The following is a 14346-nucleotide window of genomic DNA, read 5'->3' on the forward strand; positions in this document are numbered from 1 at the left end:
TCCATGGCTTTAAAGAAAATCACGGCGTAAAAAAGAAAGCACGCAAAGCCTTTCTCAGACAGTTGACAAACGGAACGTATTCTATTTGCTTTCCGCCTCAACTGATGACACGGACTTTCAATCAGTTTGAAGATTTTAAATTTTTTCCACTATATTAAAAAACTCTTCAAGTGTCCATCCTTTTTCAAAAATAATTGTCGCTGCTTCTTCCCCTACATAGCGAAAATGCCAAGGTTCATACTGAATCCCTGTAATCGCTTCTTTTCCCTTCGGATACCGAAGAATAAATCCGAAACGGTGTGCATTTTCCGCAAGCCATAATCCTTCTTTCGTCCCTTCAAAGCTTTCAGTTAATCGAAAACCTTCACTTTGACTCGAAATATCCATCGCTAAGCCTGTTTGATGCTCACTTTGTCCGGGTACGGCAACAGCTTGAACCGCTTTTTCCTCACCGACACTTGCGATTTCGGCGTTTAAAATTTCGACTTGGCGATTATAGGAACGATAACCTGATACCGCAAATAACTCGATTCCCTCTGCTTTTGCTTGCTTAAACATCTTTTCAAGTGCAACCGCAGCTTTCTGTCTTAAGTAACTTTTTTCAATATCTTTATTTCCGAAAGAAAAGCTAACGTTTGGCCGCGTAAGATCTGATGGTGTATAACCATCTGGGAGAGAGTATTGTTTATTTACAAGCACTAAAATATTTTCCGGATTTTGAATAACATTTTTTCCATTTACAGACTTAATATTGTTAAAAAAACTAGCTTCGAGGGTAATATTGTTTCCTTCCTTACCAACAGTCTCATTGTAATTTGTTTGCTCATTTTCGTTTTGATTGAGAAATGGAATTTTTTCCAATATGCTACATCCTGATAAAAAAATGAGTACACTTAAAAACAAAAACAATATTTTTTTCATTTGATCCACCTATCTTTATACGAATCGTTTCTTTTTTCATACTTCTATTTTTACCAAATCTATTTGAAAATAGTTATGACAATCTTTTTAAAGTTCTTCTTTTTCAATTATTCTACCTCGGTTATCTGGTCCTTTTTTGTACAAGAGTTCCATAAACGCCTGAAGAATTTGGATCATTACTTTAAAGAGAGAGAATTCTACTGAAGTGCATTTTTTGATGTTTTTGTGTCCGTTCCTCTAACTTTGTAACTTAGATCGTTATAAGAGATCTTATAAATATAATCATTTTCCCCCAGCCAATTCTATCATCAGCGTATTCGTGTTTATTAAAACGTAATTTCAATCGTTTTTATGCTTCAGTTTTTGACAGCAAACATTCTTTATCATTCCATTAAAAAAGCTCCTCTTCTTTATTAAAGGAGCTTTTATCCTGTTCTAATCGCGCTTTCTGACTTGGGCTAACGCACCTTGCTGACAGGCGTTTTCACCAGTCTAAGAATAGGAGCTTTTCCTTATCTTATTCTTTAATCGCCGCTTCAAGCGCTACAATCATCATATCATTGAACGTTGTTTGTCTTTCTTCTGAAGTTGTTTCTTCACCTGTTAAAATATGATCACTCACGGTTAACACTGATAATGCTTTTCGTCCGAATTTTGCCGCTAACGTATAAAGCGCGGCGGTTTCCATCTCAATCGCCAAAATTTGATATTTTGCCCACTTTTCATGCTCTGCGTTGTCATTGTAAAAAGTATCGGCAGTAAAGACGTTTCCAACTTTTAAACTAAGTCCTTTTTCTATTCCAACTTCGTACGCCTTTTTTAGTAAATGGAAATCCGCTGTCGGCGCATAGTCTACTCCGCCAAATGTAAGGCGATTTATTTGCGAATCAGTTGACGCACTCATCGCTAAAATGACATCACGTACTTTCACATCTTGTTGGATTGCTCCACATGTACCGACTCGAATTAAAGTTTGTACGTGATAATTTTGCATAAGCTCATTAATATAAATAGAAATAGAGGGTACACCCATTCCTGTTCCTTGAACAGAAATTCTTTTCCCTTTATACGTTCCTGTAAAGCCAAGCATGTTGCGTACTTCATTATAGCATTTAACATCCTCTAAAAAGGTCTCCGCGATATATTTTGCCCTGAGCGGATCACCTGGAAGTAATACAGTTTCAGCAATTTCATTTTCTTTAGCACCGATATGTATACTCATTTCTTTTTAAACCTCCAATTAAAATGCTAACCACAAAAAAACTATATCATATTCTAGCAATACTGAAAAACGAAACCTATGTAAAGAATGTTTCAATTTTTTTCGGGAATGCTAACTTTAACGATACATAGAGGAGGCTTCAAATTGAACAAACAAGGAAAAATGGGTAAAAAGCTTCAACATGCCGTTGAATATGCGAACGAAGTAGACTCAAAAGGAAAGTCAACAGCAAAACCAAATACGTCAAAAAGCGAACGAGGAAAAAAATCATAACAGGAGGTTCATAAATGGGTAAAAAAGATCGCAATCGTGTTAATCAGCCAAAGAAAAATAATCATATCCCCGCAGAACAAATCGCAGCGGAACTCGATGCACACGGAAAAGAGCAATCTGGAAAAAAACGAAAAAATAGCCCAGGCAACAATATTGAGTGAGGGAAGATCAACTTCCTCACTTTCATCACCTACTAAATACAAAAATCAAATTAGTCTCATACTATATAAAATGATATTAAATCACTAGGATCACTCATGTGTTACTCTTTACCATAAACTTCCTATTAGTTTATAAAAAAATTTTCATATTTTAATTGACAATAAAAGCTTTTTTATTCTTAACTTCTGAAGACTATATATCAAAAGATGAATTTAAATAAACATTTTACAGATTTCCCTCAACTAGCTCAACTTTCGTTACCACTGCTCATTCACTGTTCACTAATCTTTTTTGTAGTATATGTGCATATATCTTTAAAGCAAAAAATTTCAAACCTTTTTCACGAATTCAGATTTTAATTTCATTGCGCCAAAACCAGCAATTTTGCAATCGATATTATGATCTCCCTCAACTAAACGAATATTTTTCACTTTTGTCCCTACTTTTAAAACAGATGAACTTCCTTTTACTTTAAGATCTTTAATGATCGTTACGGAATCACCATCGTTTAGGACATTCCCATTTGCGTCTTTTACAACGTTTTTATCCTCAGTATTTTCCTCTTCTAATTGTGAATTCCACTCATGCCCACACTCCGGACAAACAAAAAAACCTCTATCCTCATAAGTGTATTCTGAATTACACTTTGGACAATTTGGCAACTTAGACATTTCTCCCTTTCCCCCATTCCTAATAAAAAACTTAAATGTTTGAGATTAAATTTCACCAACAAACTTACTCATTTTATTTTAAGATGTTCAGAGTGAATTACTATATTATCATCTAATCCAACCTTTCATATATGAAAACTTTGTTACTTTTCTGATTTCTTAAGGTGAAATTAGGTATTTATAACAAATATCACTTCATATGTAAGATTTAATTATCTCTTATTCTACCTTCATCACATTTAAAATTCAATTAATCGCAAAAAAAGAAATAGCTTCGTACGTAATGACAGACGAAGCTAATTAATCAAGTTATTATAAATTTAATTACTTTCAGCTAAAGCAAGTTCTTTAACAATTTCAACTGCTCGACAAAACTAAATTATTCTTCTGAAATATACAAATCCCATGCTTGATCAAAGATGGACATATTTTTTAAATAGTGGCCATTCATTTCTAAATATGAGCTAATTTCATTGTAGTTAACAGAGTATTTTGGAAAGCTATGGTCGATAAATGCATCATTCGCAAATTGGCTGATTTCGTCTTTCGCTTGAGGATTCCTATATTTCATTAAATAATGATAAAAAAATTTACTCATATTTAACGCCTGCCTAATTTATTTTAGATGATTCACTTTGTAACAATATAACTTAATTAGCTACTTTACGTCTACAGCAAAAAACAATCCTAGTTTACAGGATTGTTCAGCTTGTAAAATGTTAATATATAAGTATTTATTATTTCTACTGCCAACGAGCAGTTTTAGAAAGCTCAACAAGAGCCCAAATAATATTAAACATAAGCAGTGCAACTGTAATTGGAACAGCTTGCAGCCAATTCTTACCGTATTTTGCCTTAATGACTGCTGTATAGTAACCGCACATAAATAAAACAAACATTGCAGCGACTAACATAATCGATAGCGCGATATACATTTCTTCATCCCCCTAAAAAATCCGCTAAATGATCTCTATACTATTTATTATAAAGTGAGCATAAATTCTGTTTGTGAATAAAGGATGAAAAATTTGTGAAATGTTATCAGCTTATTTCATTGAAATGCTCGTATTGAAATAACAAATCATACGGAGGGACATTAAAAAAATGGCTATTCTTTTCCATTTGCTCGAATAGCCGCCAGTCATTTTATAATGCAGATCATTCACCTAATTTAACAAGACAGACATTTTAAGAAGAAAAGTCAAAATAATTTTTCTTCAACAGTCGAGGGATATTCATTAGCTCAGAAAAACTAATCTTTTGATCAATTATATTCGTATCGATTAATAACAGCTGATCTTCAATTTCTTTCACAATTTTTTCAGTTTGGTAAGCCATTGAGCAATCTTGGCAAAAAACTGTCGGCGTTTCTTCTATTTCTATTGCTCTTGATCCGTCAGGCAGTTCCCAATACACTTCTTTAGAACTATATTGAATGTTCATACTTTGACACCATTCACAACGTTTTTCCAATCTCGATTCCCCCTAATCATTTGCAGGCGTTAACTGTTGTTCATCCGCTTTATTTTCTTTTTGGTGGCTTTGCATTTTCCCTTGTTGAGCTTGGAATTTCTTTTCCTTCAATTCGTCCCGTTTGCTTCGTTTATTTTTAATCGAGCTATGGTTTGGATTTTCCTCGTATTGCTTTCTTCGATTGTATCGTTCTAATTCATTTGGCACGAGATTGAATTGCTGATCATTCATTAAAGCAGCGATTCCTACTTTAGACTGCTTTTCTTCGAGATTTGGATATATTTCTTTAAAATAATCTTCCGCACGATCTGGAATATAATTTTCTGGTTCAGGATAAGTTGTAATTACGCCTTCGAAGTTACGGAGAACAACTTTATCAGCACTTTGAGAGATTAAATAGTTTGGTTGTAAAGCTATTTTCCCCCCTCCGCCAGGTGCATCGACGACAAAGGTTGGAACCGCATAACCGGACGTATGCCCGCGGAGACCTTCAATAATTTCTAATCCTTTTGATACAGGTGCGCGGAAGTGGCCGATTCCTTCTGAAAGGTCACATTGGTAAATATAATATGGACGAACGCGGATTTTTACAAGATCATGCATTAACTGTTTCATAATCGATACACTATCGTTTATTCCGGCGAGAATAACCGACTGATTCCCAATGGGAACACCAGCATTTGCAAGCATTTCACAGGCACGTTTTGACTCTTCGGTAATCTCAATTGACGTATTAAAATGAGTGTTTAGCCAAATCGGGTGGTATTTTTTCAATATATTACAAAGATTTTCTGTTATTCTTTGCGGGAATACGACTGGGGCGCGAGTACCAATCCGAATAATTTCAACATGATCTATTTCACGTAAATTTTTTAAAATATACTCTAAAATTTGATCGTTTATTAACAAACCATCTCCACCTGAAATGAGAACATCCCTTACTTGAGGAGTATCGCGAATATATTCAATTGCAGCGTCAAGCTGTTTTTTTGGCACACCCATTCCGATTTGCCCTGAAAAACGCCGTCTCGTACAATAACGGCAATACATTGAACATTGGTTCGTGACTAAAAATAACACTCGATCTGGATAACGGTGCGTAAGCCCGGGGACAGGTGAGTCTTCGTCTTCGTGCAATGGATCTTCTAAATCATATTTAGTCTTAAATATTTCTTGTGAAATCGGTACCGACTGCATGCGGATCGGACAGCGCGGATCATCACGGTTCATTAATGATGCGTAATAAGGAGTAATATTTAATGGAATTGTTTTTGTGGAAATTCGCACTCCTTCTTCTTCTTCAGGAGTTAAATTAATCACTTTTTTTAAGTCATCAACAGTCCTGATCGTATTTGTTAACTGCCAAAGCCAATCGTTCCACTGTTCCTCTGTAACATCTTTCCATAGCTCGATTTCTTTCCAATGCTGTTTTGGCTTATATAAAAACTGTTTCATTCTTATTCCTCCTAAAATACTTTCTCTTTAAAAATATCATGCAATATCCGTGCCAACTTAAAAGAAATATTAAAGTGTTTTAGTGGAAACACTATGCCGGCCAATACTTAAAAAAATAAATTTAATTTTTCAAAACCATAAAAAAGCTTAAGGAAAATCCTTAAGCTTTAGTTATAGATAAAGTTAATATTAAAGAAATAATTGTCCAGCAAGGCTCCAAACACGAGGCTAAGGCGAATTCACAGGATCGTTTGTCAAGAAACTAATAATTTAAGAGAAACATTAAGATTTATAAGTCGCCAGTTAATGGGCATAGTTAATCTCATATTTTTGAATTTTATATTGTAGAGTTTGGCGTGGAATTTGCAATAGCTTTGCAGCTTGCAATACATTACCGTCTGTTTCTTCAAGCGCCCCGTATATAAGCTTCTTTTCTAAATTGATGACATTTTTTCGCAATGATAAATTGCTCATATCCTTTTTTACTTTTTCTGCTTTTTGAAGTTCATCTTTTAACATGAAAGGCAAATCGTCTTCTGTTAAATATTGTTGATTACAAACATTCATCATGTACTCTATCGTATGTTTTAACTCGCGGACATTTCCAGGCCAGGGATACCGCCTAAATAGCTTTGCCACTGCTTTATTCGTACCTTTAATATGTTTATTAAGCTGATTATTAAAAGTAGAAATAAAATGATTCGTTAAGAGGCTAATATCTTCCTTCCGCTTTCTTAATGGCATTAGTTCAAATGTGAGTACGTTTAAGCGATAGAAAAGGTCTGAACGCAGTTTTTCTTCTTGTAACACCTTTTGGGGATGCTCGTTCATAGCAGCAATAATTCTGACATCAACTGCCAAACTTTTCGTGCTGCCTACCCTGCGGACAATTCCATCTTCTAGTACTCTTAAAAGCTTTGCTTGTAATTCAAACGGCATTGCGTGAAGCTCATCTAAAAACAATGTTCCGCCATGAGCAAGTTCGAATAAGCCTGGCCTGTCAACCGCCCCAGTATAGCTCCCTTTTACAGTTCCAAATAAAATACTTTCGAGGAGAGATTCTGGCAGTGCTGCACAGTTTTGCGCAATGAAAGGGCCTTTATTCCTTCTTGAAGTGCTATGGATTCCTTGGACAAACAGCTCTTTTCCCGAGCCGCTTTCCCCATAAACTAAAATCGGTGAATCAGACTTTGATAATCGTTCAGCCTCATCTTTCATCGCTTGAAACTCTTGATTTCTAGTCATTAAATGATGAAAAGTATACTTTGTCCCGCGGTGCTCTGTCGGCTTTGCTGATATGTTCATTGCCGTACTTTGTAAATCTAGCAAACGTTCTGATAATAGTTTTAACTTCGAATAATCCTTTGCAATTTCTACAGCTCCAATTATTTTTTTCTTTACAAATATAGGTAAAGTCGTATTGATCGTTTCAATCTTTTCACCATGTATATTCACATACGATTGTGTTCGATGGTAAATCGGCTGTTTCGACTTCATTACTTTTAATAGGGTACTCGTTTCTTCTGTTAATGACGGAAAAACAGTTAATAAAGGCTTCCCGAGCACCTCTTCAACCGTCATCCCATCATGCTTAGCCGCAATCTCATTGTAAAAAATTGTCGTTCCGTCTGTATCAACAGCGTGGATTCCTTCATCAATTCCATTTAAAATCGCCGTTAACATTTCTTTCGTCACATTGATTGTTTCATTCATTGTTCTCTCCTTCCACCCCGATTTAAACAGTAAAACTTTTCTTGTTGATGATTGCCATTTCAGCTGCCGAATATTCGTCTATTTTACTGACGACTAATTGGCATATCACTTAAATTTTTTACCCAGATATTCATATTTTCAATCTTATCAAAAATATAACAATTGTTTATGAGCCTGCCTCGATAATGATAACCAAGCTGATAAAGGGCCGCATTCATCCCAAAAGATAATGCTCGTGCAATGGAATAACTACAATAAATCCCATTATTTATTAGCTCTTGCTCCAAGCTTTGGAGTAATAAATTTCATTTCATTAACCCATATTTTCGATGTTCAACTAAAGTTGCACAATCTGTTAATTCAGCATTTTTATAAAACTGATTTACTTCCGCTGAAGCAGCACTTACAATTTGATCTTCTCTCTTGAAACAGTAGTAAATTGTTCCGGCTGACATCGTATCCTTAATGTATTCTGGATCATTAAGCGGGGTCGGATAAACTTGAAAAACTTGTCCGTATAACAGTGCAAGTGCTTCTGCATCATTTTGAGTGGCTTTTATTAATTTGTATTGTACTGGAGGTGGCTTTATCTCCACTTTTCGAGGTAAATTGTAAATTTCATTTATCGTCGTATCTTCTTTTAAAAGATGAGGACTCGTTTGTCGTTCAAGTGTAAAATTTTTGAAAAAAAAAATAACAATCAGATCCAAGAAAGTAATGATCAATGCATCCTTCAAGCCTGTACCCTTTTTCTAGAAACGATGAAAAATGCTCTCTTCTCCCTTTAACAATGAGTTTTTCAGCTAATAAATTGCTTGCGAGCTGTTCTGCCCGCTCTAGTGCTTGATTTACATTCCCCTGATAATCATCAATCCTTATTCGTTTATTAAAAGGATCTTGAAAAATTTCTAAAGAAAATTGCTCTTCCTTAATAGTTGTTGAAGTTGCTAGTTTCATATTCATCATCGACATCTCTCCTTAAGCAGTCTGACCATATCGGTCAGACTGGGTCATTTAACTTAAAGCTAATGAGTTTCAGTTCAGTCATTTCCTCAATAGCATATTTAATTCCTTCTCTTCCAAATCCGCTCATTTTCACACCGCCATAGGGCATATGATCAACCCGAAAGGTTGAAAAATCATTAATCATTACTCCACCAACATGAAGCGCTTTTGCTCCTTTAAAAGCTCTTTCAATGTTTGTTGTAAAAATCCCGGCCTGTAAACCGTATTTTGACTCATTTACTGCGGCAATTGCCTCCTCAAAATGAGAGAATGAATTAATATGAACAACTGGGGCAAATATTTCCTCACAAGAAAGCTTTTCTGTATTCGGGACTTGCAAAAGCACTGTCGGTTGAAGAATTCCAGCTTCATCTACTCCGCCACAAGCTAATTGGGCACCGTTTTTGACCGCACTTTCAATCCAGCTTTTTGCTCTCTTTACATCCCCTTCACTGATCATCGCAGAAATATCGGTGCTTTCATCGAGAGGATTGCCGATGACTAATTTTTTTGTTTCTGCAATAAAAAGCTCGACAAATTGCGTAAATAAAGCTTCATGTACATAAATACGCTGAACAGAAATACACACTTGACCTTGAAATGCAAATGCTCCGGCGACAATACGGGGCACAATTTTGTGTAACTCTACTTCTGAATCGACAATAACAGCTGAGTTTGAGCCTAGCTCAAGGGTGACTCTTTTTAAACCAGCTCTTTCCCTCAAAGATATTCCGACTTCAGGACTTCCTGTAAAAGTAATCATACGGATATTTTCATCAGTTAATAACACATCACCAACCGTTTTTCCTGAACCAGTCACAACATTAAGAGCCCCGGCCGGCAAGCCTGCTTTGTGAAATAATTTAGCAATTTTGAGCGCGCTTAACGGCGTTTGGCTTGCAGGTTTTAAAACGACTGTATTTCCTGCTGCAATAGCAGGACCGACTTTATGGGCGACAAGATTCATCGGGAAATTAAATGGAGTAATTGCTCCGATCACTCCAAGAGGTTCCTTAACCGTGTACGCAACACGGTTTTCACCCCCTGGGGCAGCATCCATCGGAATCGTTTCCCCCGTCAAGCGCCGCGCTTCTTGTGCCGCAAATAAATAAGTCATAATGGTTCGCTCGACTTCTCCCCTTGCAGCTTTTAACGGTTTAGCGGCTTCGGTAGCAATTAGTTTCGCACATTCCTCTTTTTCTTCCGTTAAAAACTCGGCAACTTTTTCAAGTATATTTGCCCTTTTATATGCTGGCATGTCAGCCATTGTTTGCGCAGCATGGCGAGCTGACTCAATGGCATTTTTTACATCTTTTTCATTTGCTTGAGCGATACTCTTGATCTTTTTCTTAGAATAAGGGGAGAATAAATCCCGATATTCCTTTGCTTCTACGTCTTTACCGTTAATCCATAAATGCTGTTTCAATGATGAAACCTCCTTAACAGCCGTTTTTTCTACGTCGATGAATTGTCTGCTTCACACCAATTTATAATCACCAAGGCAATAATTTCAGCTGCTCGAATCATTTCTTCAAGCTCGATATATTCATTTGCTTCATGGGCAGCTTCTGTTTTTCCAGGTCCAAAGATGACTACTGGTGTGTTTCCTACAACAGAAAGGATCCCCCCATCAGTTCCCCACGGCGAAGCTTCGATGACTGGCTCTTTATTTATGACTTGTATGTAGCTATTACGAATTATTTTCATTAGTTCGTGGTCTTGTTCTAAATCCCCTGGTAGCCATCTGCCCCCGAACCATTCGATCGCTGGTGGATACTCGCTAAACCAAGAATCTATTTCTTTCAGTGAAAAAAGACATTCCTCCATTTCCTTTTCGGCATTTTTCATCGTTTCATTTGGAGCAACACCCATTCTCCCTTCTATGATCGCAACATCTGGAACAGAGGATGGCCAAGAGCCGCTATTTACTTTACCGATATTAATCGGGATCGGAATAGGGATATTTTTATATAGAGGATCTAATATTCTTTCGTTTCTTCGTTTTTCAAGCTGTTGTAATGCTGTGACCACCTTTATCGCTTTTTCAACTGCATTCACACCTTCATATCTTGTTCCGCCATGTGCAGACTTGCCTTTCACCGTAATTCGGAACCACATTGAACCTTGCTGCTTTGGAAAGAGCTTCATATTTGTCGGCTCAGGGATTATCGCTCCATCTGCTCTGTAGCCTCGCAAAGCAGCCGAAAGGGTGCCGGCACCGCCGCTCTCTTCTTCAATCACACTTTGAAAAATGATGTCACCCTTTACTTTAATATTCAACGCGATAATGGCTTCTAATGCAAGTAAAAGAGAAACAGTGCCCCCTTTCATATCAGTTGAGCCCCGTCCATATAGCTTGCCATCTTTTATATTTCCACTGTACGGATCATCTTTCCAATCATTACGATCTCCCTCCGGAACAACGTCAATGTGACCATTTAAAATGATTGATTTACCGCCGCCGGTACCCTTTAATAATGCCACAACATTTGGATTTCCGCTAAAATCTTTGCGATCGCAACAGAAATATTCATTATTAATGAGTTTTACTTCTCCAAGCTCCCAAATATCAAGCTCCATCCCTAGCTGACGGCATTTTTCAATGATAATTGCCTGTGCTTTATTTTCGTTCCCTCTTGTGCTGTCTTCCTGCACTAATCTTTGCAGCAACTTGATGCCAAGGTCTTTATGTTCTTTAATCCAATTGCGGATATTCTGCTCTCTGCTTTTCAACCCGTTCTCCCCCTATCATTCATAGTCTCTCTTTTACATTTCTATCAATTAAAAACGTACACTCGGTCGCTTTTTTAACATCTTCTATCGTATAAGGCTTGAATATTTCTAACAAAATAAGCCCTTCCACCCTGTTAACATTAAAAACAGCCATTTCTGTAATAATTAAATGGACACACGCTGCTGATGTTAACGGCAAAGTACACTTATCAACTATTTTGGGATTTCCTTTTTTATCAACATGATTCATAACGACTATGACTTTTCTAGCCTTTTGAGCAAGCTCCATCGCTCCGCCCATACCAGGTACTTTTTTCCCAGGGACGATCCAATTAGCTAAGTCACCTTTCTTACTCACTTGAAGCGAGCCAAGTATAGTAACGTCCACTTTCCCTCTGCGAATCATTCCGAACGCAGTTGAGCTATCACAATAGGAAGCACCGTTCATGACTGTAATCGGAAAGCCGCCGGCATTACAAAGATTCGCATCTTCCTTCCCTTTTTGAGGAGTTGGACCGATGCCTAATATCCCGTTTTCCGCATGAAACATCACCTTTATATTTTGCGGAATATAATCTGGAACTAGGGAAGGGATACCAATACCGAGATTGACGACCATCCCATTCGTAATCTCTTTTGCTGCCCGCCTTGCGATTTGCTTACGCACATCTACTCCCATGCCCATTTCCAATTCACCCCATCTGAACGTATCATATAATCAACAAACACCCCAGGTGTAACAATTTCTTCAGGATCTAACTCGCCAAGCTCTACAAATTCCTCAACTTCAGCAATGGTGATGTTTCCAGCCATTGCAACAAGTGGATTTGTATTACGCGCACTTTTATCAAAAATAAGATTTCCAAACGGATCTGCTTTTTTTGCATAAACGATTGATACATCCGCAGTTAATGGTGTCTCAAGCAAAAATTGCTTACCATTTACTGTTACCCTCCCTTTCCCTTTTGAAACTAAATCATTATCAATTCCAATATCGGTTAATATCCCCCCTAATCCTAGACCGCCGGCACGAATCCTTTCAGCCAATGTTCCTTGCGGTGAAAATTCAACTTCAAGTATCCCTTTCGTCATTAGCTCTCCAGCAACTGGATTAGAGCCTATATGAGAAGCAATAACTTTTTTCACTCTTCCTTCCCGAACCATTTTACCTACGCCGATATGTGGAAACCCAGTATCATTGCAAATTAACGTGATATTTTTTATCCCTTTTTTTAAAATCCCTTTAATAATAGTTGGAGGGTTTCCGATCCCTCCAAACCCCCCAACCATCAAGCTCATGCCATCATAAAAATGATCAATGACTTTCGCTAACTTTGTTATTTTTCCAAAGGAGTTTTCCAATTAATTCTCTCCTCCTACATCACGATAAATAAACGATTCTAACTGTTGGAATGTTTTATTCAGGAAAAAAACTAATTCATCCATTTCTTCCTTCGTAATCGTTAATGGCGGTGCGATTAAGACAGCGTCACCATCTGTTCCATCAATTCCTGAAGCAGCAGGGTACAATAATAAGCCGTTGTCTTTAGCTATTATAATAATTGTTTGCGTTACTTTTAGACTAGAAGGAAAAGAGGTCTTTGTTTTAAAGTCTTGTACAAATTCTAATCCGATTAATAACCCTCTCCCGCGAATATCACCAATAAAAGGAAAATCATCTTTCGTTTTCGTCAATAAATCCATTAAATAAGCACTCTTCGTATGAACGTCTTGGATCACTTTATGTTTTTCCAAATATTCCAGAACAGCTAATGAAACCGCACATGATTGCGGGTTTGCACTTAATGTATGTCCACTCATAATCGCCTTCGAACCTGCTAAAATCGGTTCCATAATATGTTCCCCAATTAACGTTGCTGCGATTGCCGTGTAACCTGCTCCCATCCCTTTTCCTAACGTCACAATATCAGGCACAACGTCCCATTGTTCACACGCTAGCATTGTCCCTGTTCGGCCGAAGCCTGTCATCACTTCATCAGCAATAAACAAAATTTCATGCTTTTCACATATATCTTTAATCACTTTGTAATAATCCTTTGGCGGTGTTATCGCTCCGCCAGCCGCTCCAATAACAGGTTCAGCAATAAATGCTGCAATTTGATCTGCACCAATCCTTCGAATCACCGTCTCTAGCTCATGAGCACAGGGGTAACCACAATCAGGTGCTTCCTTATTATAAGGACATCGGTAACAATATGGTGGGTGGATAACTGGATACTCTTCTAATAAGGGAACAAACCGTGCTCTTCGACCAGTATGACCAGACATTGAAAGGGCACCAAGGGTAATCCCGTGATAACTCATCCATCTAGATAACACTTTAAGTTTTGTATTTTTCCCTTTCTCCTGCCAATATTGAATCGCAATTTTCATTGCAGTTTCATTTGCTTCGGAACCGCTATTAACAAAAAAACACCATTTTAAATTCCCAAAAATCGTTTCGGAAATTTTCTTCGCTAACTTTTCAGCCGGTTCACTCGTAAATTGAGAACGGTACACGAACGATACGCGTTTAGCTTGTTCATGCATGGCATCAATAATTTCTTCTACGCCATGACCGATATTAGCGGTAATTGCACCGGAACAAGCATCCAAATATTTCTGTCCCTCTTTATCGTATAAATAAACCCCTTCTCCATAATCAATTACTGGAAACTGTGCATCAAGCATTGGTTTAATTAAGTATGTTTGATCCAC

Annotated in this window: 15 protein-coding genes and 1 pseudogene; 2 read left to right on the forward strand and 14 right to left on the reverse strand. The window is 37.2% G+C overall.

Translation table 11 applies throughout. From position 1 onward, the window contains the following. Positions 1-135: 135 nt before the first annotated feature. Both K6959_RS09095 and deoD read right to left on the reverse strand, forming a co-directional pair. Positions 136-921: a D-alanyl-D-alanine carboxypeptidase family protein gene (locus tag K6959_RS09095; RefSeq protein WP_163242395.1), complete on the reverse strand. Its 786-nt coding sequence runs from the start codon at positions 919-921 to the stop codon at positions 136-138. Positions 922-1438: 517 nt separating this feature from the next. Then, positions 1439-2143 carry a purine-nucleoside phosphorylase gene (gene deoD, locus K6959_RS09100; protein ID WP_163242396.1) on the reverse strand — a complete coding sequence of 235 codons (705 nt, stop codon included), beginning with the start codon at positions 2141-2143 and terminating at the stop codon, positions 1439-1441. A 144-nt stretch (positions 2144-2287) separates the two neighbouring features. Between deoD and K6959_RS19100 the strand changes: the two genes are divergently transcribed. Next, positions 2288-2416 (forward strand): hypothetical protein, encoded by a 129-nt coding sequence (locus K6959_RS19100; protein ID WP_258561186.1) that lies wholly within the window; start codon positions 2288-2290, stop codon positions 2414-2416. Between the two features lie 14 nt (positions 2417-2430). Next, positions 2431-2577 carry a hypothetical protein gene (locus K6959_RS09105; protein ID WP_163242397.1) on the forward strand — a complete coding sequence of 49 codons (147 nt, stop codon included), beginning with the start codon at positions 2431-2433 and terminating at the stop codon, positions 2575-2577. Positions 2578-2907: 330 nt separating this feature from the next. Here the strand turns inward: K6959_RS09105 and K6959_RS09110 are convergent, their stop codons facing one another. From K6959_RS09110 to K6959_RS09165, 12 genes and pseudogenes are all read right to left on the reverse strand, one after another. Further along, positions 2908-3249, reverse strand: a complete 342-nt coding sequence (locus tag K6959_RS09110; protein ID WP_163242398.1) for a zinc ribbon domain-containing protein YjdM — start codon at positions 3247-3249, stop codon at positions 2908-2910. A gap of 379 nt (positions 3250-3628) precedes the next feature. Next, the gene (locus tag K6959_RS09115; RefSeq protein ID WP_163242399.1) at positions 3629-3847 is read right to left on the reverse strand and encodes a YozE family protein; all 219 of its coding nucleotides are present in this window, start codon (positions 3845-3847) and stop codon (positions 3629-3631) included. 145 nt (positions 3848-3992) lie between these two features. Next, positions 3993-4184 (reverse strand): hypothetical protein, encoded by a 192-nt coding sequence (locus K6959_RS09120; RefSeq protein WP_163242400.1) that lies wholly within the window; start codon positions 4182-4184, stop codon positions 3993-3995. Between the two features lie 253 nt (positions 4185-4437). Beyond that, positions 4438-4722, reverse strand: a complete 285-nt coding sequence (locus K6959_RS09125; RefSeq protein ID WP_163242401.1) for a YokU family protein — start codon at positions 4720-4722, stop codon at positions 4438-4440. Positions 4723-4734: 12 nt separating this feature from the next. Beyond that, entirely contained in the window at positions 4735-6177 is a 1443-nt protein-coding gene (kamA, locus tag K6959_RS09130) for a lysine 2,3-aminomutase (RefSeq protein WP_163242402.1), read from the reverse strand. A 303-nt stretch (positions 6178-6480) separates the two neighbouring features. Further along, positions 6481-7890, reverse strand: a complete 1410-nt coding sequence (locus tag K6959_RS09135; protein WP_163242403.1) for a sigma-54 interaction domain-containing protein — start codon at positions 7888-7890, stop codon at positions 6481-6483. Positions 7891-7973: 83 nt separating this feature from the next. Then, positions 7974-8847, reverse strand: a pseudogene (gene ablB, locus K6959_RS09140) (putative beta-lysine N-acetyltransferase). A gap of 43 nt (positions 8848-8890) precedes the next feature. After that, complete coding sequence (locus K6959_RS09145) at positions 8891-10321, reverse strand: aldehyde dehydrogenase family protein (protein WP_163242404.1); 1431 nt, start codon at positions 10319-10321, stop codon at positions 8891-8893. A gap of 29 nt (positions 10322-10350) precedes the next feature. Further along, on the reverse strand, positions 10351-11628 hold the full coding sequence (locus tag K6959_RS09150) for a peptidase (protein ID WP_163242405.1): 1278 nt from the start codon (positions 11626-11628) through the stop codon (positions 10351-10353). Positions 11629-11647: 19 nt separating this feature from the next. Next, on the reverse strand, positions 11648-12313 hold the full coding sequence (locus K6959_RS09155) for a 3-oxoacid CoA-transferase subunit B (RefSeq protein ID WP_223086300.1): 666 nt from the start codon (positions 12311-12313) through the stop codon (positions 11648-11650). After that, on the reverse strand, positions 12298-12990 hold the full coding sequence (locus tag K6959_RS09160; RefSeq protein ID WP_163242407.1) for a CoA transferase subunit A: 693 nt from the start codon (positions 12988-12990) through the stop codon (positions 12298-12300). Before K6959_RS09160 ends, K6959_RS09155 begins: the two co-directional genes overlap by 16 nt. Further along, positions 12991-14346, reverse strand: coding sequence for an aspartate aminotransferase family protein (locus K6959_RS09165; RefSeq protein WP_223086302.1), 1356 nt, complete (start codon positions 14344-14346; stop codon positions 12991-12993).

It is taken from the genome of Bacillus aquiflavi (assembly GCF_019915265.1).
GTDB lineage: Bacteria > Bacillota > Bacilli > Bacillales > Cytobacillaceae > Bacillus_BT > Bacillus_BT aquiflavi.